Origin of the sequence: Nonomuraea sp. GTA35, assembly GCF_041950525.1 — a bacterium.
GTDB lineage: Bacteria > Actinomycetota > Actinomycetes > Streptosporangiales > Streptosporangiaceae > Nonomuraea.
The window spans coordinates 791,201-811,616 of the sequence record NZ_JBGNUV010000001.1 but is presented as its reverse complement, the minus strand read 5'-3'; the positions used below and the strand labels follow the sequence as shown (position 1 = coordinate 811,616).

Here is a 20,416-nt window from a genome sequence, read left to right as displayed (position 1 = left end):
CCGGACAAAGGCAAACGAAACCCCATGAAACCGGCAAAGATCTACCCTCGCCGGTAAAGCCCTCACTGCACGTCCCGCCGCAGCACGCGCAGAACCCCTACGGCCATGGGGATGACGACCCACACCGCCACCGACGCGGCCAGCCGCACGGCGTCACCGCCGCCCATGTTCCCGTCCATGAGCGCGTTGCTCGCGGTGTTCAGATCCAGCCATTCGGCCAGCGTCCCGCCCACCGGGCCGAGCTGGGTCACGAAACCCCACAGCATGGGCCTGACCAGGTAGATCACTATTGCCGCCGGCGCGTTCAGCAGCAGCATGCCCATCGCCAGCCCTTCGGCGGTCGACAGGACGGCCACCGCCGTCCAGCCCAGCAACCGGGCCGGATCGAGCCCCCAGGTGGCCTCCACGCCCCGCACCGCGGCGGAGACGGCCGTCATCGGCACCGCCACCAGCAGCGCCGCCAGGCACGCCAGCACGGCCGCGCCCAGCACGGGCAGGCACTTGGCCGCCAGCACCCGCCCCCGCCGCGGCTCCAGCGTGAACGTGGTCAGGGCGGTGCGATGGCTCCACTCGCCCGTGACGGTGAGGATGCCGAGCACCGGCAGCAGCACGCCCATCGCGATCCCCGCGGTGTTCGCCAGGGTGTTCAGGTCGGCCGGTCCTGCGAACAGGCCGCGGCCGGCGACGAGCGCGAGCGCCACGGCGGCCAGGATCCCTGTCATGATCATGCTGGTGCGGGTGTCCAGCAGCTTCCGGGTCTCGACCCGGAGCAGGGTGCTGAAGGGGATGCGGCGCTCGGTCGTCATGCTGCGCTCCGATCGGGGTGAAGGGCTCATGCGGGGCTCCGGTCCGTGTGGGAGGTGAGCTCCAGGAACGTCTGTTCGAGGCTGCGGCCGCGGCCGAGCTCGGCGAGCGTGCCCTGGGCCAGCACCCGGCCGCCGCCGATCATCACGAGGCGATCGGCCACCTGCTCCACCTCGTACAGCAGGTGCGAGCTGAGCAGCACCGCGCACCCCGACCCGGCCAGGCCGCGCAACAGCCCGCGCATCCACTGGATGCCCTGCGGGTCCAGGCCGTTGGCGGGCTCGTCGAGGACGAGCGCCCTGGGCTGCCCGAGCAGGGCGTGGCCGATGCCGAGGCGCTGCCGCATGCCCAGCGAGTAGCCGCCGACGGCCCGCCTGCCCTCCTTGCCTGTCAGGCCCACCAGCTCCAGCACCTCGTCCACGCGCGACCTGGGCAGGCCGAGCATCATGGCGCCCAGGGTGAGCGCCTCCCGCCCGCTGCGGCCGGGATGCTGGGCGCCGGCGTCCAGCAGCGTGCCGACGTCGTACCCGGGGCGCCGCAGCTCCGCGTACGGCCGCCCGAGCACGGTGGCCGACCCCGAGGTGGGGCGGCAGAGCCCGGCCAGGATGCGCATGGCCGTCGACTTACCCGCGCCGTTGGGCCCGAGGAATCCGGTCACGGTACCGGGCGGGACCGTGAAGGACACCTCGTCCAGCGCCTTGGCCCCGTTGTACGTCTTGGTGACGCGGTGGAATTCGATCACGAGGGCAAGTCCATCGGAAAGCGCCGCCAGGGCTCATCAAGCCTGGGGCGATGGTTTCCTTCCTCAGGGCGGCCCCGCCTTCCGCGAAGGTGGACCGTGGTCGCCACGGCGGTGGACCAGGGTCTGCGCAGGCGTGGCCCTGGGGAGCTAAAGCGCAGGCCAAGCGGTCTCTAGGCTGGAGCCCGTGCACGACCTCCATCACCGGTCACAGGCCGCCGCCGAAGGCCCCCGCCCCTTGCTCAGGTCTCCGGACACGCTCGGCACCGTGCTCCTCTACCTGTGTGCCTCCGCCCCGCTCCTGACCGCCGCCCTCCTGCTGATCACCTGGTCCGCCCGCGAGGGTGAGGCCGGCGACGATCTCCCGATGAGGCTCCTCGACCTGGCGCTCGGCGCTGCGGGCCTGGTGCTGCTGCGGTGGCGGGCGCGGTGGCCGTGGCAGGTGGCGCTGCTCACGGCGGTGCCGACGGTCGTCTCCTGGTGTCTCAACGGTCCGGCCATCGTCGCGTTCGCCTCGCTGGCCGCGCACCGCCGCCGGCGGCAGGTGCTGCCGGTCGGGGTGGTGTTCTGGCTGAGCACCATCGCCTCCACCCTCTGGTGGCAGAGCAACTGGCTGCTGACCGTTCTCTACGCGGTGGTCGGCGGCGTCGGGCTCACGGCGCTGGCGGTCTTCGGCCTCTACCTGCGCGGGCGGCGGGAGCTGGCCGAGGCGCAGCGGGCCGCCGAGGAGGCGGCGCAGGCGCAGCGGGTCGAGCAGGCCAAGCTGGCGGAACGGCTCAAGATCGCCCAGGAGATGCACGACGTCCTGGCGCACCGGATCTCGCTGCTGGCGATGCTCGCCGGCGGCCTCGCCTACCGCAAGGACCTGAGCCCCGAGCAGACGCGCGAGGCCGCGCTGGCCATCCAGGAGAACGCTCACCAGTCGCTCAACGAGCTGCGCGCCGTGCTCGGCACGCTGCGGCGCGGCAGCGGCGGCCCCGAGGCGCCACAGCCCACGCTGGACCACCTGGACGCCCTGTTCGCGGAGGTACGCGCCGCCGGTCAGCGGGTCGAGGTGGACGACTCGGTGGACCGCAGGGAGCTGCTGCCGGCGCAGACGGGGCGGCACGCGTACCGGATCGTCCAGGAGGCCCTCACCAACGCGCGCAAGCACGCCCCCGGCAGCTCCGTGCACGCCGAGATCGGCGGGCGGCCCGGGGCGGGGCTGCGGATCCGGGTGAGCAACCCGGCGCCCGCCGGCGCGCCTGCCGGGCCTGGCGGGCGGCTCGGACTGGTCGGCCTGGCCGAACGCACCCGGATGGCCGGCGGCACCATCACCCACGACGTGCGTGACGGGCGCTTCGTCCTGGACGCCCTGCTGCCGTGGGAGGCTTGACCCCGTGATCAGAGTGGTGATCGTCGATGACGACCCGATGGTGCGCACGGGGCTGCGCCTCATCCTGGGCGGCGAGCCCGACCTGGAGCTGGCCGGCGAGGCGGGCGACGGGAAGCAGGCCATGGCGGTGATCCGCGACCTGCGGCCCGACGTGGTGCTGATGGACATCCGGATGCCGGAGCAGGACGGCCTGACCACCACCGAGCTGCTGCTGGGCCGCCGCGACGCGCCCCGGATCCTGGTGCTGACCACGTTCGACGCCGACGACATGGTGCTGCGGGCGCTGCAGCTCGGGGCGAGCGGCTTCCTGCTGAAGGACACGCCGCCGCCGAAGATGATCGAGGCGGTGCGGGCCGTGGCGCGGGGCGAGCCGGTGCTGTCGCCGAGCGTCGCCCAGCAGGTGATCGCGGCGGCCACCGGCCGCTACGAGCCGCTGCGGCCGGAGGCGGCGCGGGAGCTGGAGGCGCTGACCGAGCGGGAGCGGGAGGTCGCGGTGGAGGTGGCCAGGGGGAGCTCCAACGCGGAGATCGCGCGGGATCTGTCGGTGAGCGTGGCCACGGTGAAGGCGAACATCACGCGCATCTTCGCCAAGCTGGGGACCGACAACCGGGTGGTCGTGGCCATGAAGGTGCGCGACGCGGGCCTGCTCTGAGCCGGAAGGCGGGCCGCTCCCCCGGCCGCCGGCGGGCAGCGCCCGCGCAGGCGTGCGCCACCCCGTCGGGCCGGACGCGCACCGGAAACGGATTCGCCTACGCACGCACCGGTTTCTGGCCGTGCGGCGCGGTGCTGCGGCGGACGATGAGGGTGGTGGCCAGCTCGATGCGGGTGCCGGCGGGGCCCTTCGGGTGGGTGAGCTCCTCGTACACGAGCCGGACCGCCTCGTTGGCCATGTCGTCGAGCGGCTGGCGGACGGTGGTGAGCGGCGGCGAGAGCGTCTCGCACAGCAGCGAGTCGTCGAAGCCGACGACGGACAGGTCGTCGGGCACGCGCAGGCCGCGCTCGGTGGCCGCCTGGTAGACGCCGGCGGCCTGCAGGTCGTTGCCGGCGAAGACGGCGGTGGGCGGGTCGTCGCGGTCGAGCAGCTCGCCGCCGTAGCTCTTGCCGCTGCCGACCAGGAAGTCGCCGTAGCGGGTGAGCGCGGGGTCGGAGTCGATCCCGAACGTGCGGTGCGCGGCCAGGTAACCCTCGTACCGGTCGAGCGTGCACTGCGTGTCGAGCGGCCCGCCGATGAAGGCGATCCTGGTGTGGCCGAGCTCCAGCAGGTGGGTGGTGGCCATGACGCCGCCCAGCCAGTTGGTGGCGCCGACGGTGGACAGGCGCGGGTCGCGCTGGCCGACCGGGTCGAGCAGGACGAGCGGCACGTGCAGCAGCTCCTCGATGGCGGCGATCTCGCGCTGGTCGGCGCGGGAGAGCACCAGGACGATGCCGTCGGTGTTGCGCTTGCGCACCATCCCGATCCAGCGCCGCAGGTCGAAGTCGGCGCGCGCGGAGGAGGTCACGACGAGCGAGAAGCCCCACCGGGCCGCCGCCTTCTCCGCGCCGCTGATGAGCACCTGGGCCCACGGGGAGCCGAGCCCGTCGATGAGCAGGTCGACGACGCCGACGCGGGGCGCGGTGGGCGGGCGCGGGGCCTCGTAGCCGGAGGTCCTGACCGCTTCGAGGACCTTGTCCCTGGTGGCGGCGGAGACGTGTTTCTTGCCGCTCAGCACCTTGGACACCGTCGGCACCGAGACTCCGGCGGCGGCCGCGACGTCGGCCAGCGTGGCTCGAGGCACAGGACCTCCCGTGTGTTGAAACTTTCGGAAAACCCACCTGAAACTAGGCAGCGCCTTCACCAGGGAAATTGGGAAGCCGCCGCCATTTGGTACGCGCTGTTGACAGGGTTGCGAGCAGGACCCTACCGTACTTGATCGGTAATGTCACGATAATCTTTCGGAAATCTGAACAGAAACTTTCTGGCCTCAGATATGCATGAACGAGGGTGTATGCCTGCACGTGTTGAGCAGCCGGACCTCGCCGAACGCCGGTCGCGGCGGGTCGAGGAACTGCTTGAGGAGATGACGCTCGACGAGAAGCTCGCGCAACTCGTGGGCGTGTGGCTGAACGTCAATCGCGAGGAGGGCGTGGTCGCGCCGCTGCAGGACTCGATGCAGGGCGAGGACGTGAAGTTCGAGGCGTTCGCCGAGCACGGCGTCGGCCAGATCACCCGCCATTTCGGCACCCGGCCCGTCGAGCCGGAGTGGGCCCGCTCCGCGCTGGCCGCGCGGCAGCACTGGCTGCGGGAGAACACGCGGCTCGGCATCCCCGCGCTCGCGCACGAGGAGTGCCTGACGGGGCTGGCGGCGTGGCAGGCCACCACCTACCCGGTGCCGCCGGCGTGGGGCGCGTCGTTCGACCCCGCCCTGGTCGAGGAGATGGGCCGCAGGATCGGGGAGAGCATGCGCTCGCTCGGCGTGCACCAGGGCCTGGCACCCGTGCTCGACGTGATCCGCGACCAGCGGTGGGGCCGGGTCGAGGAGTGCGTCTCCGAGGACCCGTACGAGGTGGCCACGATCGGCGCCGCCTACGTGCGCGGCGTGCAGTCCACGGGCGTGATCGCCACCCTGAAGCACTTCGTCGGCTACTCCAACTCCCGGGCCGGCCGCAACCTCGCCCCCGTGCACGCGGGCGCCCGCGAGGTGGCCGACACGCTGCTGTTCCCGTTCGAGGTCGCGGTGCGCGACGCGGGCGCCGGCTCGGTGATGAACTCCTACGCCGAGATCGACGGCATCCCGATCGCCGCCGACGACCACTACCTCACCGGGATCCTGCGCGACCGGTGGGGCTTCGAGGGCACGGTCGTCGCCGACTACTTCGCGGTGGCGTTCCTGCACACCCTGCACGCGGTCGCCGAGGACGCCGGCGACGCCGCCGTCCAGGCGCTGACCGCCGGCATCGACGTCGAGCTGCCGACCGGCGTGACCTACCTGGAGCCGCTTCGGCAGGCGATCGCCGAGGGCCGGATCGAGGAGTCGCTGATCGACCGGGCGCTGCGCCGCGTGCTGCGGCAGAAAGCGGAGCTCGGGCTGCTCGACGACGACTACGACCCCGAGCCGTCCGGCCCCGTGGACCTCGACGACCCCGGCTCCCGCGACCTGGCCCGGCGGCTGGCCGAGGAGTCGATCATCCTGCTGACCAACGACGGCGTGCTCCCCCTCCAGGCCGAGGGGAAGAAGATCGCGGTCGTCGGGCCGAACGCCGACGACGTGGCCGCGCTGTTCGGCTGCTACTCCTTCGTCCAGCACGTGCTGCCGCACTTCCCCGGCGTCGAGACCGGCATCGCCGCCCCGACCGTGCTGGAGGCGCTGCGCGCTGAGCTGCCCGGAGCGCAGATCAGCACGGCGAAGGGCACCGGCGTGGACGACGGCGACCGCGAGGGCATCCCCGCCGCCGCCCGCCTGGCCGCCGGGTCCGACGTCGCGATCCTGGTGCTGGGCGACCGGTCGGGGCTGTTCGGCCGGGGCACCTCCGGCGAGGGCTGCGACGCCGAGAGCCTCGACCTGCCGGGCGCGCAGCAGGAGCTGGCCGAGGCGGTGCTGGCCACGGGCACGCCGACCGTGGTGGTGCTGATGACGGGCCGCGCGTACGCCGTGCCCGGCATCGTCGAGGGCGCCGCCGCGGTCGTGCAGGCGTACTTCCCCGGCGAGGAGGGCGCCGGGGCGATCGCCCGCGTGCTCAGCGGCGCCGTGAACCCCTCGGGCCGGCTGCCGATGAGCATGCCGCGCGGCACCGCCGGCCAGCCCTACAGCTACCTGCACCCGCGGCTCGGCGCGGCCAGCTCGGTCAGCAACCTCGACCCCGCCCCCCTCCTGGCCTTCGGGCACGGACTGAGCTACACCCGCTTCGAGTACGCCGGTCTCACCGTCGAGGCCGAGGTCCCGGCCGGGCAGCCGATCCGGTGCTCGGTGGTGGTGCGCAACACCGGCGACCGGGCCGGCGCGGAGGTCGTCCAGGTGTACGCCGCCGACCGGATCGCCTCGGTCACCCGCCCCCTCGCCCAGCTCGTCGGCTACGCCCGCGTCGAGCTGGCGCCCGGCGGCAGCGCGCGGGTCGCGTTCGACGTGCCGGCCCGGCTGCTGTCGTTCACCGGCAGGGACGGGCGGCGCGTGGTCGAGCCCGGCGAGGTCGGCCTGTCCGTACGCCGCTCCGTCGCGGACGTGGTGGACGAGCGGACGGTCACGCTGACCGGCCCGGTGTACGAGTTCACCGGCTCCGAGCGCCGCCTGACGGACGTTTCCATTGAAGATCACAACTGACGGGAGCAGTGGCATGTCGCGTATGGAGGGTTTCCGGCGGCGGGTGGGGGGATTCGCGTTCGGCGGCGACTACAACCCCGAGCAGTGGGACCGCGAGGTGTGGCAGGAGGACGTCCGGCTGATGCGCGAGGCCGGCGTGAACACCGTCAGCCTGGGCGTGTTCGCGTGGGCCTCGCTGGAGCCCGAGCCCGGCAGGTACGAGTTCGGCTGGATGGACGAGATCATGGATCTCCTCCACGACAACGGCATCAGCGTCAACCTGGCCACCCCCACGGCGGCGCCGCCCGTCTGGCTGACGCACCTGCACCCCGAGGTGTTCCCCATCAGGGAGGACGGGCACCCGTTCGGCTTCGGCAACCGCATGCAGTACGACCCGTCGTCGCCCATCTACCGCAAGTACGCGGCCCAGATCACCACCAAGCTGGCCGAGCGCTACTCCTTCCACCCTGCGCTGGCGATGTGGCACATCAGCAACGAGTACGGGCCCACCTCGTACGGCCCCGCCGCCGCCGCCAACTTCCGGACGTGGCTGAAGCGCAGGTACGGCACCCTGGACCGGCTGAACGAGGCGTGGACGACCCGCTTCTGGGGGCAGGTCTACACCGACTGGGAGCAGGTCGACGTCCCGCACATCCCCCGCACCTGGATGAACCCCACCCGCCGGCTCGACTTCAAGCGCTTCACCTCCGACGCGCTGCTGGAGTGCTACCTCGCCGAGCGGGACATCGTGCGCTCCTTCCGCGACGACATCCCGGTCATGACCAACTTCATGCGTTTCTTCCGGCACGCCGACTACTGGAAGTGGGCGCCGGAGGAGGACGCGGCCGCGCTCGACATCTACCCGAACCCGGCCGACCCCGACTCCCACGTGTCGGCGGCCTTCAACTACGACCTGTTCCGCTCGCTCAAGGGCGGGCAGCCGTGGATGCTGATGGAGCAGTCGAGCAGCGCGGTCAGCCAGTGGCAGCTCAACATCGTCAAGGAGCCCGGCCGGATGCGGCTCGGCTCGCTGCAGGCGGTGTCGCGGGCGGCCGACTCGGTGATGTTCTTCCAGTGGCGGGCCAGCCGGGGCGGCCAGGAGCGCTTCCACTCGGCGATGCTGCCGCACTCCGGGCCCGACTCGCGCACGTTCAGGGAGATCACCGACCTGGGCCGGGAGGTCAAGCTGCTCGCCCCGGTCGCCGGCACCCGGTCGCGGTCGGACATCGCGATCATGTTCGACTGGGACGGCTGGTGGGGCCTGGAGGAGGTCTTCGGCCTGCCGCGCTCCGACTTCAGCTACACCGACACGGTCATGCGGCACTACACGCCGCTGTGGGAGCGCCACCACGCCGTGGACGTGGTGGGCCACGCCTCGCCGCTGGACGGGTACAAGGTGCTGATCGTGCCGAACGCGTACCTGATCGACGACGAGGCCGTCGCGCGCATCCACGAGTTCGCCAGGAACGGCGGGACCGTGATCATGTCGTTCTTCTCCGGCGTCGTGGACGCCGACAACCGGGTCAGGCCGAACGGCTACCCGGGGGCGTTCCGCGAGCTCATCGGGGCGAAGATCGACGAGTACTGGCCGGCGCGGCCGCACGAGGAGTTCGCCGTGACGTTCGCCGACGGGCGGCGCGCGACGGCGACCTGGTGGCGCGACGACCTGCACCTGGAGACGGGCAAGGCGCTGGCCACGTACGCGGACGGGCTGCTGGAGGGGCGGGCCGCCGTGGTCGAGAACACCTACGGCGCCGGCCGCGTCGTCTACTTCGCGACCCTGCTGGAGCGGGAGGCGTTCGACGCCACCGTGGCGGAGGTCGTCGAGGAGGCGGGCGTGCGCTCGCGCTTCGAGGGGGTTCCCGCGCACGTGGAGTGCACCGTGCGGGGCGACGACGCCTACGACTACGTGTTCCTGCTCAACCACAGCGCCGAGGCGGGCGCGTCCGTCCCCGTGGGAGGGGAGGGGACGGACCTGCTCACCGGCCAGGCGGTGGCGGGCGAGGTCGCGCTGGCGCCGCTCGGCGCGGCGGTCATCCAGATCGCTCGCGCGTGACGTCCTGAGCGGGGGCGCCGGTCGCGCCCCCGCTCAGAGCGCGGGATCCCGGGGTCCGGGGCTTCTGGTGCCCCTGTCGTCACGCCTGCGAGGCCAGCGCCAGGGACACCAGGAACGGGACGGGGATGAACACGGCCGCTCCGAGCCAGGCCGACAGCCGCCGCCCGTGCCAGAGCGGAAGGGCCACATCGAGCACGATCACCTGCGTTAAGGTCAGCAGACCGGTTACCACCAGGAGAACGGTGAGGACGAACCCGTTGTCGAGGGTCTCGTAGTTGCAGTTGGCGGGCTCGGCGAGGGCGCAGTCCATCGGCAGGTACTCGGTCAGCAGCCACCACGCCAGGTGGAGCGGCACCATGGCGGGCACGCCGAGCCCGAGGTTCGTCAGAGCGGGACCCCACAGGGCGCTTCTTGCTCGCCCTTCGCGGCCGACACGCGTATCAGTCAATGGTCACGCTCTCACTCCGTTTCCCTGCCTGACTCGTTCAGTACCAGCCCTGGCCACGGACGTCAGTGGACGTCCGGGATCTTGATACACGTACTCCGTACGAGGGTATGGGACGGGGCACCCGGAAGGCTGGCGAGCCGGGCAGGGCGGCGAGGACCTCGGCCCGCCAGAGGGTTTCCGGCAGGAACGCGGTCCGCTTGAGCACCAGGGGCCCGGCCCGCCACGCGCCTCCCATCCAGACCGGCTCGGCCGCGGCCACCCCGTAGGCGGCCAGGACGCCGGCAGGCGGCGGCCCGTCCCCGGGGGCAGAGGGGCCGGAGGGGGCCGCCGGAGGCGGTGCGGCGTTCATGGCGAGGCCGCGGTGGCGAGCGAAGGGCATGGCGGTCACGAGGGACGGGCGGGGTCGCCGTCCGACGGCGCGGCGGTCACGAGGAGACGGGCGAGGTCCCCGCCCGGAGCGCGGCGGTCACGAGGGGACGGGCGGGGTCGCGAGCCAGGCGGCGATGTCCGCCCTGAGCCGCGCCTTCGTCTCCGCAGGCGCGAACGACGCGTCGATCGACGCCCTGGCGAACCCGGCGAGCTCCGCGTCCCCGTAGCCGAAGACGTCCCGCAACCGCACGTACTCCGCCGCCAGCGCCGTCTCCCCGTCCGTGTTGACCGTGACGGCCAGCCCCGCCTCCCGCAGCCGGGGCAGCGGATGCTCGGCCAGCGACGGCACGAGCCCGAGCAGCACGTTCGAGAACGGGCAGACCTCCAGCGGAAGCCCGCGCTCGCGCACCTCGGCCACCAGCGTGGCGTCGTCGAGCACCCGGATGCCGTGCCCGAGCCGCTCGGTGTGCCCCAGCTCGATGGCCTCCCGGATGCTGCCGGCCCCCGCCGCCTCCCCCGCGTGGTGCACCAGGTGCAGCCCGGCCTCCCTGGCCGCGTCGCACACCTGCGCGAACGGCGCAAGCGGGTAGCTCTCGTCCCCCGCCAGGCCGATGCCGATCACCCGCTCGTGGCGCAGGGCCAGCTTGTACGTCTGCCACATCCGCTCCACCGGCCGCCGCCTGGAGTGGTCGAGCAGCACCCGGCACTCGATCCCGTACCTGGCCTGCCCCTCGGCCAGCCCGTCGAGCACCGCCTCCAGCGGCATCTCCGGATCACCGACGCGCTCGCCGTGCGACGCGGCCGTGAACGTGACCTCGACGTACCGGGTGCCCTGGGCCGCCTCGTCGGCGCAGAACTCCACGGCGACCCGGCGGAACCGATCGGCCGTGGTCAGCAGCTCGCGCACCTTGGCCCGCTGGTCGGCGAACTGCCTGAAGGTCGCGAACCCTCCCTCGGGCTCCGGCGGGCCGCCCCACTCGCGCACGGTCGCCGGCCGTACGGTGCTCTCCAGGTGAACGTGCAGGTGGGCCTTCGGCAACGTCCGTACGTCTCTCACGTGTGACCACCCTATGGGCCCGCCGAATTGCCCGCAGCTCAATTTCCGGACGTACCGTCACAGACAGGGCCTTCGCGGGAGGAACGGATGTCTAAGCAGGTGACCGCTTGGTGAGGCGGAGCTTCGACTGCTTGTGGGGCAGCCGTTCCCAGTCGTCCATGAACGTCGCGTTGAAACCGTACCTGCCGGCCAGCGCGACGAGCGTCTCGGTGCGGTAGTAGAAGTCCTCCCGCAGGACCTGGTGCTCCCTGCCCTCGGTGCGGTCGAAGGTGAAGTCGAACCACGCGCCGGGCTTCATGACCCTGCCCACGTGGGCGAAGCACTCCTCGATCACCTCCAGCGGGGAGTGCGAGAAGACGCTGTGCGCGTGAACGACGTCGAAGTGCTCGTCGGGCAGGAAGGCGAAGCGCAGGTCGCGTACGGGAGTGAGGTGCGGCAGCTTGTCCGCCAGGCCGTGCTGGACGAGCGTGTTCTGGGCGGCCATGAGGATGTCGGGCGAGATGTCGATGCCGTAGTAGTTGCCGGTGTGCAGGTAGTCGATGAACAGGTGGCCGGCCCGCAGGTTGCCGCAGCCGATCTCCAGCATCCGGCATTCGGGCTTCAGACCGTGCTCCACCAGGTAGTCGAACTGCATGCGGCCCAGGGCCAGCCACCGCTTGTGGGTGTGCGAGCCGACGGCGCCCTCGGGGTCGCGGGCCGTGTCGGACTTCATGACGGCCCTGTAGTAGCCGATGTGGTCCCGCGTACGCAGCCTGAACCACGTGTCGCGGGCCAGGCGCCGCAGGTGGGGGATGATCTTGTGTGGGTTCTTGACGGCGTACGTCGCTTGGTGGACGAGGCTCGATCGGGAGCGTTTCACGCCTTGGAATCTAGGCCAGGGGTGTGGTCGTCCATAGGGCTGTCGCGACACTCTTGATTTCCCGTTTGCGCAGCCTTTCTGTCACCCACCGCCCGCCCTCCTCCTCCGCCGCCCTGCGGGGGCTTGAGGAGGGGCCATGGCGAAGGCCGCGGCGGGCAGGCAACGCTGCGCCCCGGCTCGGGCCACCGCCTGGCTCGGGCAGCGGCCTGGCTCGGGCAGCGGCCTGGCTCGGCTGACCGCCCAGCTCAAGTAACAGCCTGGTTGGGGTGGTCGCCTAGCTCAGGTAGTCGCGCAGGGCCAGGGAGCGGGACGGGTGGCGGAGCTTGGACATGGTCTTGGCCTCGATCTGGCGGATGCGCTCGCGGGTGACGCCGTAGATGCGGCCGATCTCGTCGAGCGTCATGGGCTTGCCGTCCGTGAGGCCGTACCGCATGCTGATCACGCCCGCCTCGCGCTCGGAGAGCTGGTCGAGCAGGGCCCGCAGCTGCTGCTGGAGCAGCGTGAACGAGACCGCGTCCGCCGGCGAGACCGCCTCGGTGTCCTCGATGAGGTCGCCGAACTCGCTGTCGCCCTCCTCTCCCAGCGGCGTGTGCAGGGAGATCGGCTCGCGCCCGTACCGCTGGACCTCGATGACGCGGTCGACCTCGAGCTCGCTCTCCTTGGCCACCTCCTCGGGGGTGGGCTCGCGCCCGAGTTCGCTCTGCAGCCGCCGCTGCACCCGCGCGACCTTGTTGATCAGCTCCACCATGTGGACGGGGATGCGGATCGTCCGGGCCTGGTCGGCCATGGCGCGGGTGATGGCCTGCTTGATCCACCAGGTGGCGTACGTGGAGAACTTGTAGCCGAGCTGGTAGTCGAACTTCTCGATCGTCCGGATCAGCCCCAGGTTCCCTTCCTGGATCAGGTCCAGGAAGAGCATGCCGCGACCGGTGTAGCGCTTGGCGATGGAGACCACCAGCCGCAGGTTGGCCTCCAGCATGCGGCGCTTGGCGCGCAGGCCGTCGTCGGCGATCCACTCGAGTTCGGTGCGCAGCTCGCCCGACAGGTTCGGCTCCGTGTCGAGCCGTTCCCTGGCGAACAGCCCCGCCTCGATGCGCTTGGCGAGGTCGATCTCCTGCTCGGCGGTGAGCAGGGGCACGCGGCCGATCTCCTTCAGGTAGGCCTTGACCGAGTCGGCGCCGACGGCCGCGCCACCGTCGGCGCCGGCCTCGGCGCTGGTGTCGTCCAGTTCGAGAACCTCTGCTGCTTGGGACAAGACTCTCTCCTCGCTCGCTTTGGATGATGGACGGCGGCCTAAATTTAGGTCGCACCTAACTTTAGGTACCCTCCAGTGGAGGGTCAACCTAAAATAAGGTCGAACCTAACTTTTTGTGGAAGACTGGGGCCATGAGCACCGACACCTTGGGGTTGAGGGAACAGAAGAAGCGAGAGACCCGGCAGGCCATCTCTGACCACGCTACCCAACTGTTCCTGGAACGTGGCTTCGACCGGACGACGATCGCCGACATCGCCGCCGCGGCCCGGGTCGCCAAGATGACCGTGACCAACTACTTCCCGCGCAAGGAGGACCTGGCCCTCGACCACCACGAGGAGTTCGCGGCGGGCCTGGCGGAGACGGTCGCGCGCCGCCCGGCCGGGGAGTCGGCGCTCGGGGCCGTGCGGGGGGCGTATCTGGCGGCGCTGGAGCGGCGCGACCCGGTCATCGGCTTCACCGGGCTGGACTTCGCCCGGATGATCGCCGACAGCCCCACCCTGGTGGCCCGCCTGCGCGACCTGCACGACCAGCGCGAGGAGGCCCTGGCCCGGCACCTCGTGCAGGAGGCCCCGGGGGATCCGGTCGCCGCGCGGGCCGTGGCGGCGCAGCTCGCGGCGGCGGACCGGCTGCTCTTCCGGGAGCTGCAGGCCCGCATGCTGGCGGGCGAGGCCGATGAGGACGGCATCGCCGCCACGCTGGGCGAGATGGCGCGCCGGGTCTTCGACCTGCTGGAGCCCGCCATCGGCGAATACGCCATCCGCTGAACGCCCCCGCCACCGCCGTGTCACGTGCCCGCCGGGCAATAGGTCAAGGCCCACTCTGCCCGGCGCACAAGTCACGCCACCCCTGCCGGTGAGCGGGACACGCATACGACAGCCTCCCCGCTCCCCCTCATGGGGCCGTCACGGAGCTCCCGGGCGGTGACCATACGATCTCCCCTTCCTCCACCCCGGCGAACGCCATCAATCGTGCCCCCTCGGCGGCCAGCTCCCCCATCACCTCGTCCGGCAGCGGCTGGAAGGGCTCGACCGTGAGCACACCGTCCTTAAGGTCCCACACGCCACCGACAGTTCCGCCGACGAGGAAGGTGGGATGGACGACCGCCCCCACGCACACCGCCTTGCGCTGCTCGGCGGTCATCATCCGGCTCCGGTCGGCGAAGGCGACGATGAGGTTGTCGAACCAGGGCAGGAAGCGTACGGGCGCGGGCACGTCGCCGGCGGCGAGCGGCGCGTCCGCCAGGTCGTAGAGGACGCGCCCGGAGACATCGTGGTAGCGGCGGAGGCCGGGCATCGCCTCCATGACCCCGCGCAGCCGCGTCAGCCCCGACCACATCTGCACGTCCATCACGCTCGCCGGCCCGTACGCCGCCAGGTACCGCGCCACCAGCCGCTCCACCGCCGGCGCCGGCTCCAGCGGCCGTCCCAGCCACTCCTCCGCCAGCGTGAACGGCGTGGGCCCGCCCTTCCCCCAGATGCCGTTCGGCGGCGTGTGCACGATCGGCAGCAGCGCCTGCGCGGAGAAGCCCAGCGCCGTCGGGTCGACCTCGGGCCACCGCTCCCGCAGCAGGTCGCGGATCTGCGGGCGGGTGAGCGTGCGCCCGGCCAGGTGCCCGCGCGCCAGTGCCGCCAGCTCCTCCACGTCCACCCCGCGCATCAGCCGCCCGAACGCCCCCTGCCGGGTCCGGGAAAGGATCACCTGCACCAGCGGCCGGATCCAGACGTAGTCGTCGGCCAGCGTCAGGTGCTGGGTCCCGCGCAGCAGCGAGCCCCGCACCACCTGCCTGCCGTACAGGAGCGAGGCCAGGTCGTCCTGGGTGAAGGAGGCCAGGCGGGTCCACAGCCCGATGTACGGGGCGTCGATCTCCTGTCCCTGCACCGCGACCAGCCGCTCGACGGCCTGGGCGGCGGACAGCTCGGACCGGTTCAGCAGCAGTTGCCGCTCCAGCGTCGTACGGTTGAGCACTCGGAGGCCGAGCTCGCGGGTCAGCGTCATGTGCGCAGCGTACGAACTATTGCGGCAAGTTCCCTTCCGCATTGCGCAGCTCCTCCAGGGCGTCGCGCAGGTGCCCGGCCAGCTCCCAGGCGTCCGGCACCATCTCCCTGTCGGTGACGATCCCGATGTCGAGCGAGCCGTCGTAGGAGAAGGCCGTGATGTTCACGCCCCCGCTCACCTCGGTGATCACCGAGACGGGGAAGTGGCACAGCAGCCGCGCGCCGCACACGTACAGGGGGAACTGGGGGCCCGGCACGTTCGAGACGATCACGTTGATCGGCGGCGCGGCCTGCCCGACCAGCGCGAACGCCGAGCGGGAGGCCAGCCCCATGAGGGCGGCCGGCATCGACTCGCTGAACTCGCGCAGCCACCGCGCGGGCGCCAGCGAGAACCTGTCCTTGATCCGGTGCATGGCGTGCCGGACGTGGTGCAGCCGCGCGACGGGGTCGGCGACGTGGACGGCCAGCGGCGCCGTCATGATCGCCACCTGGTTGCCGGGCCCCTCCTCCCCCACCGCACGCAGCGAGAACGGCACCCCGGCCACCAGCGGCTGCCGCGGCACCCCGCCGTGCCGGGCCAGCCACGCGCGCAGCCCGCCCGCGCACACGGTCATGACCACGTCGTTGACCGTGACGCCGAACGCCTTGCGCACCTGCTTGATCTCCTCCAGCGGCAGCGACACGAACGCGAAGCGCCGGTGCCCGGACAGCGGCCCGCTGAACGGCGTCCTGGGCGCGGGCAGCGCCGGCAGGTCCGGCGCCCGGCCGCTGCCGGCCAGGCGGCGGGCGAGCCCGGAGACGGCCGCGGTGCCGGGGATCCAGGACACGACGGGGATCTCGTCCAGGTGCGGCATGGCGCGGGCGGCGAACCGCAGGGCGCCGGCGGGGTTGCCCGCCAGCCTGGCCAGGCCGCGCGCCACCATGGCCAGCGGCGCGGGCGGCGGCTCGTCCCGCTCGGGCGGGTGCGGGGGCGGCGGCCCGGGCTCGGGGGTGAGGTCGAGCAGCGCGGCCAGCACGTCGGCGCCGCCGATGCCGTCCACGGCCGCGTGGTGGATCTTCGTGTAGAGGCCCATGCGGCCGCCGGACAGCCCGTGGATCAGGTAGATCTCCCACAGGGGCCGGCCTCGGTCGAGCCGCCGGGCGTGCAGGCGGGAGACCTGGTCGGCGAGCTGCCGGTCGTCGCCGGGCGGCGGCAGGCCGATCTCGCGGACGTGGTAGTCGAGGTCGAGATCGTCCTCCTGCACCCAGTAGGGGTGGTCCAGACCCAGCGGCACCGTGGCCAGCCGGCGCCGTAGCGCGGGCACGTACGGGAGCTTGCGTTCGAGCAGGGCTTGCAGGTCGGCCCGGTTCAGATCGCCGTCGAGCACGGCCAGGCCGGCGATGTTGGCGATGTTGGTTGCGGTCTCGAAATGGAGGAACTGCGCGTCCAGGGCGGTCAGCTGTGGCATCGTCACACCTCCGCCCCCGAACCAATCAGACTGCGTCCACCGCTTCAAGGGCCAAGGAGCCGGCGTCGGGCTCGGCGAAGGCGAGCAGCCGCAGGCCCTCCTCCTCCAGCAGGTCCAGGTCGGCCTTGCCGAACGGGCTGACGAGCAGCCTGGCCTTCTTGCCCGAGCGCTTGATCTGCCAGGTGCCGGCCGCGAAGCCGTCCACCAGGTAGACGGCCCGCACCCGCAGGTTCTTGGTGGTGACGAAGCCCTTGTGCTCGTCGGCCAGCACGCGGGTGCGGTCGGCGTGGCCGAGGATCAGCGTGTCGAAGTCGGGCAGGAACCGTACGGGGGCGGGCACGTCGCCGCCGGGCCGGGGCGCGCCGGGCAGGTCGAACAGCCCGCGCCCGGCGAAGTCGGTCACCCGTTCCAGGTCCATGCCGGCCATGACCTCGCGCAGCCCGCCGAGCCCCGACCAGGCCTGCACGTCGGCGGGGGTGGCGGGCCCGAACGCGGCCAGGTAGCGCTCGACCAGGGCGGGCGCGTCCGCGGGCGCCATCGGGATGCCCGGCAGGCCGAACGCCGGGTCTCGCGGGTAGCTCCAGCGATCCTGCGTCGGCTCGATGACCAGCGGGGTGAGCATGCGCGCGGCGTACCCGAGCGCCCGGTCGTACCCGCCGGGGAACTCCTCCAGCAGCCGGGGCCGCAACTCGTTGAACGTCATGGGCCCCGCCGCCAGCAGCCGTCCGGCGGCGGCCGCGACCGCGTCGAGGTCGACCCCGTCGAAGCGGCGCGCCGCCGCGCCCAGCACGGGCGCCACCAGCGGCCGGAACGCCGCGAAGTCGGCGGCCGTCACCAGGTGCAGCGTGGCCCGCCACAGGGTGGCGCGCACCAGCGTGCGCGCGTGCAGCGCCGCGTGCAGGTCGTCGCGCCCGAACCCGGCCAACCGCGTCCACACCCCGAGGTACGGCGGGCGCGGCTCCTGCGCCTGCAGCCCCACCAGCCGGTGCACCACGTCGGCCGCGTCCCCCTCGTGGCGGGAGAGAAGATGCTGGCGGGCCAGGGTGGCACGGTTGAGGTCGCGAAGGCTGAGCATCTACATATCATGCCCTTCCCCATTAAAGAGGTACGTGCCACGTACCCTGCCCTGTCCGACGGATACGCCTACCTCGACGGCGCCGCCGGCACGCAGACCCCCCGGCCCGTGATCGACGCCATCGCCACCGCCTACCGGACGGGGATCGGCAACGCCGGAGGCGCCTTCCCCGCCAGCCACCGCTCCGACGCCATCGTGGCCGCCTGCCGCGCCGCCGTGGCCGACCTGGTCGGCGGCCATCCCGACGGCGTCATCCTCGGCCCGAACATGACCACCCTCACCTACCGCCTGTCCAGGGCCCTGGCCGGCCCGGGTGACGAGGTGGTGCTGTCCCGGCTGGACCACGACGCCAACGTGCGCCCCTGGACGCAGACCGGTGCCACCGTACGCTGGGCCGAGGTGGACCCGGTCACCGGCGAGCTGCCCGTCGAGCAGTACGCCGCCCTGATCAACGAGCGGACCAGGGTCGTCGCCGTCACGGCGGCCAGCAACATCCTCGGCACCCGCCCCGACGTGCCGGCCATCGCCGAGCTGGCGCACCGGGCCGGCGCGCTCATGTACGTGGACGGCGTGCACGCCACCCCGCACGGCCCCGTGGACATGCGGGCGATGGGCGCCGACTTCTACGCCACCAGCGCCTACAAGTGGTCGGGCCCGCACATCGGCGCCGTGATCGCCGACCCCGCGCTGCTGGAGACGATCAGGCCGGACAAGCTGGCCTCCTCTCCTGACACGGTGCCGCACCGGTTCGAGACGGGCACGCTGCCGTTCGCCGACCTCGACGGGGTGACCGCCGCCGTGGACCACCTCGCCGCCATGGTGCCGGGCGCGGGTAACCGCCGCGAGCGCCTGCTCACCTCGATGGCCGCCGCGGAGGAGCACGAGCTGGCGCTGTTCGCGGTGCTCATCGAGGGTCTTGAGACGATGCCGCACGTCACCGTGTACGGCAAGCCGGCCAGGCGCACCGCCACCGCGTACTTCAACGTGGCCGGCCACGCCCCGCGCCAGGTGGCCGAGCACCTGGCCAGGCGGGGCGTGAACGTGTGGAGCGGCCACAACTACGCCTGGGAGCTGACCGGCGCGCTCGGCATCCGCGACACGGGCAGCGCGGTCCGCGCGGGCCTGGTGCACTACAACGACCGCTCGGACGTGGACCGGCTCCTGGAGGGGGTGGCGGGCCTGGCGTGACACCCGGCCGAGCTCGTCCGCCGGCGGGTGTGCATGGTGCACGGTCTGGCGGTGGCGACTGTGTGATGTCACCACTGACACCCTCCTGACCAGCGCATATGGTGGGCCGCCAAGCAACACCTCCCGCCTGCGAAGGAGCTCGGCATGGCCTCAGCCGTCGGCGTCGACGATTACGCGCTCACCCGGGTCCCCCAGAGCGCCCGCTACTCCTGGTGGTCGGTCGCCGTTCAACGGTTCGGCCAGGTCTCCGCGCTGAGCCAGTTCCTGCTCGGCGCCACGCTCGGCTTCGGGATGGGGTTCTGGGAGGCGTTCGTGGCGCTCACCCTGGGCGCCGTCATCCTCGAGGTGGTCGCCGTCTTCGTCGGCATCATCGGGATGCGGGAGGGGATGTCCACCTCCATGCTGGCCCGCTGGACGGGGTTCGGCAGGTCCGGGTCGGCGCTGATCGGGCTGGCGATCGGGATCAGCCTCGTGGGCTGGTTCGGCATCCAGTCGGCGGTCTCCGCGCAGGGGCTGGCCGCGCTGGTGGGCGTGCTGCCCGAGTGGGGCTGGTCGCTGGTGTTCGGGCTGGTGGTCACCTCGATCGTGCTGTGGGGGTTCGGCTCCATGGCGTGGACGGCGTACGTCACGGTGCCCGCGTTCCTCGTCCTGGTCGGCTGGTCGATCATCAGCGAGCTGTCCCGGCACGACGTGGGCGCGCTGATGGCCTCGGCGCCGCCGGGCCCGCAGCTCAGCCTGCTGGAGGGCACGACGCTGGTCGCGGGCGGGTTCATCGTGGGCTCGATCATCACGCCGGACATGACCCGGTTCAACCGCAGCGTCGCCGACGTGGTCAAGCAGACGGTGGTCGGCGTCACGCTCGGCGAGTACGTCATCGGCATGGCCGGCGTGCTGCTCGCGCACGCCGTCGGCACCAGCGAGATCACCACCATCGTCACCTCGTCGGTCGGCTGGGTCGGCATCCTGGTGATCGTCGCGGGCACCGTGAAGATCAACGACTGGAACCTCTACTCCTCCGGTCTGGGCCTGGTGAACTTCGTCGGCACCGTCTTCGGCAGGCGCGTGCACCGCGGCCTGGCCACCGCGCTGATCGGCGTCGTGGGCAGCGTGCTGGCCGCGGCCGGCATCCTGGGCGCCTTCACCGAGTTCCTGACGCTGCTCGGCGTGGCGTTCCCGCCGATCGCGGGGATCATGGTGGCCGAGTACTTCGTGGTCCGCCGCTGGCGCGGCGATCTGGAGGCGGCCAGGGCGAGCGGGCGGCTGCCCGAGCAGGCTCCGGCCTGGGTGCCGGCCACGCTGGTGATCTGGCTGGTCGCGGCCCTGGTGGGCAGGTTCGTGGAGATCGGGCTCGGCAGCATCAACTCGCTGGTCGTCGCGTTCGTGCTGTACGTGGTGGCGGGGAAGCTGGGCCTGGTGCGGGGCGTGGGGGCCGGCCGTACCGAGCAGGCGCGGGTCTGAGAGACAAGTAAGGGGAT

17 protein-coding genes and 1 pseudogene are annotated in these 20,416 nt (G+C 72.1%); 7 read left to right on the top strand and 11 right to left on the bottom strand.

Going from position 1 to position 20,416, the window contains the following annotated elements:
• Positions 1-62: 62 nt before the first annotated feature.
• Both ACBJ32_RS03590 and ACBJ32_RS03585 read right to left on the bottom strand, forming a co-directional pair.
• A complete protein-coding gene (locus ACBJ32_RS03590; RefSeq protein WP_357878877.1) occupies positions 63-806 on the bottom strand; it encodes a hypothetical protein in 744 nt (247 codons plus the stop codon).
• A 26-nt stretch (positions 807-832) separates the two neighbouring features.
• The gene (locus tag ACBJ32_RS03585) at positions 833-1,546 is read right to left on the bottom strand and encodes an ABC transporter ATP-binding protein (RefSeq protein WP_375125391.1); all 714 of its coding nucleotides are present in this window, start codon (positions 1,544-1,546) and stop codon (positions 833-835) included.
• 184 nt (positions 1,547-1,730) lie between these two features.
• On the opposite strand from ACBJ32_RS03585, the gene ACBJ32_RS03580 reads away from it, so the two are divergent.
• A complete protein-coding gene (locus ACBJ32_RS03580) occupies positions 1,731-2,918 on the top strand; it encodes a sensor histidine kinase (RefSeq protein WP_375125390.1) in 1,188 nt (395 codons plus the stop codon).
• Positions 2,919-2,922: 4 nt separating this feature from the next.
• On the top strand, positions 2,923-3,570 hold the full coding sequence (locus ACBJ32_RS03575) for a response regulator transcription factor (protein ID WP_357878886.1): 648 nt from the start codon (positions 2,923-2,925) through the stop codon (positions 3,568-3,570).
• 97 nt (positions 3,571-3,667) lie between these two features.
• Here the strand turns inward: ACBJ32_RS03575 and ACBJ32_RS03570 are convergent, their stop codons facing one another.
• Positions 3,668-4,693, bottom strand: coding sequence for a LacI family DNA-binding transcriptional regulator (locus ACBJ32_RS03570; protein WP_375125389.1), 1,026 nt, complete (start codon positions 4,691-4,693; stop codon positions 3,668-3,670).
• Positions 4,694-4,903: 210 nt separating this feature from the next.
• On the opposite strand from ACBJ32_RS03570, the gene ACBJ32_RS03565 reads away from it, so the two are divergent.
• Both ACBJ32_RS03565 and ACBJ32_RS03560 read left to right on the top strand, forming a co-directional pair.
• Positions 4,904-7,213: a glycoside hydrolase family 3 N-terminal domain-containing protein gene (locus ACBJ32_RS03565; protein ID WP_375125388.1), complete on the top strand. Its 2,310-nt coding sequence runs from the start codon at positions 4,904-4,906 to the stop codon at positions 7,211-7,213.
• Between the two features lie 13 nt (positions 7,214-7,226).
• On the top strand, positions 7,227-9,248 hold the full coding sequence (locus tag ACBJ32_RS03560) for a beta-galactosidase (RefSeq protein WP_375125387.1): 2,022 nt from the start codon (positions 7,227-7,229) through the stop codon (positions 9,246-9,248).
• A gap of 79 nt (positions 9,249-9,327) precedes the next feature.
• Here the strand turns inward: ACBJ32_RS03560 and ACBJ32_RS03555 are convergent, their stop codons facing one another.
• The 5 genes and pseudogenes from ACBJ32_RS03555 to ACBJ32_RS03535 all read right to left on the bottom strand — a co-directional run.
• Positions 9,328-9,696 carry a hypothetical protein gene (locus ACBJ32_RS03555; RefSeq protein ID WP_375125386.1) on the bottom strand — a complete coding sequence of 123 codons (369 nt, stop codon included), beginning with the start codon at positions 9,694-9,696 and terminating at the stop codon, positions 9,328-9,330.
• A 37-nt stretch (positions 9,697-9,733) separates the two neighbouring features.
• Complete coding sequence (locus tag ACBJ32_RS03550) at positions 9,734-10,075, bottom strand: hypothetical protein (RefSeq protein ID WP_375125385.1); 342 nt, start codon at positions 10,073-10,075, stop codon at positions 9,734-9,736.
• An 87-nt stretch (positions 10,076-10,162) separates the two neighbouring features.
• Positions 10,163-11,122 carry an adenosine deaminase gene (gene add, locus ACBJ32_RS03545; RefSeq protein ID WP_375125384.1) on the bottom strand — a complete coding sequence of 320 codons (960 nt, stop codon included), beginning with the start codon at positions 11,120-11,122 and terminating at the stop codon, positions 10,163-10,165.
• A 91-nt stretch (positions 11,123-11,213) separates the two neighbouring features.
• Positions 11,214-11,981, bottom strand: a complete 768-nt coding sequence (locus ACBJ32_RS03540; RefSeq protein WP_375125383.1) for a class I SAM-dependent methyltransferase — start codon at positions 11,979-11,981, stop codon at positions 11,214-11,216.
• A 274-nt stretch (positions 11,982-12,255) separates the two neighbouring features.
• Positions 12,256-13,218, bottom strand: a pseudogene (locus ACBJ32_RS03535) (RNA polymerase sigma factor); the annotation flags it as partial.
• Between the two features lie 149 nt (positions 13,219-13,367).
• On the opposite strand from ACBJ32_RS03535, the gene ACBJ32_RS03530 reads away from it, so the two are divergent.
• Positions 13,368-14,000, top strand: coding sequence for a TetR/AcrR family transcriptional regulator (locus ACBJ32_RS03530; RefSeq protein ID WP_375125382.1), 633 nt, complete (start codon positions 13,368-13,370; stop codon positions 13,998-14,000).
• A gap of 127 nt (positions 14,001-14,127) precedes the next feature.
• On the opposite strand, the gene ACBJ32_RS03525 is transcribed toward ACBJ32_RS03530, so the two are convergent.
• From ACBJ32_RS03525 to ACBJ32_RS03515, 3 genes are read right to left on the bottom strand one after another with little or no spacing between them, the layout of a single operon-like run.
• Complete coding sequence (locus ACBJ32_RS03525) at positions 14,128-15,231, bottom strand: winged helix DNA-binding domain-containing protein (RefSeq protein WP_375125381.1); 1,104 nt, start codon at positions 15,229-15,231, stop codon at positions 14,128-14,130.
• Between the two features lie 16 nt (positions 15,232-15,247).
• Positions 15,248-16,678, bottom strand: a complete 1,431-nt coding sequence (locus tag ACBJ32_RS03520; RefSeq protein ID WP_375125380.1) for a wax ester/triacylglycerol synthase family O-acyltransferase — start codon at positions 16,676-16,678, stop codon at positions 15,248-15,250.
• A 25-nt stretch (positions 16,679-16,703) separates the two neighbouring features.
• Positions 16,704-17,753 carry a winged helix DNA-binding domain-containing protein gene (locus tag ACBJ32_RS03515; protein WP_375125379.1) on the bottom strand — a complete coding sequence of 350 codons (1,050 nt, stop codon included), beginning with the start codon at positions 17,751-17,753 and terminating at the stop codon, positions 16,704-16,706.
• A 9-nt stretch (positions 17,754-17,762) separates the two neighbouring features.
• Here ACBJ32_RS03515 and ACBJ32_RS03510 point away from each other — a divergent pair, with 9 nt between their 5' ends.
• Together ACBJ32_RS03510 and ACBJ32_RS03505 are read left to right on the top strand one after the other, a co-directional pair.
• Positions 17,763-18,941, top strand: a complete 1,179-nt coding sequence (locus ACBJ32_RS03510) for a cysteine desulfurase-like protein (RefSeq protein ID WP_375125378.1) — start codon at positions 17,763-17,765, stop codon at positions 18,939-18,941.
• A gap of 144 nt (positions 18,942-19,085) precedes the next feature.
• On the top strand, positions 19,086-20,399 hold the full coding sequence (locus ACBJ32_RS03505; RefSeq protein ID WP_375125377.1) for a purine-cytosine permease family protein: 1,314 nt from the start codon (positions 19,086-19,088) through the stop codon (positions 20,397-20,399).
• The last annotated feature ends 17 nt before the right edge of the window (positions 20,400-20,416 follow it).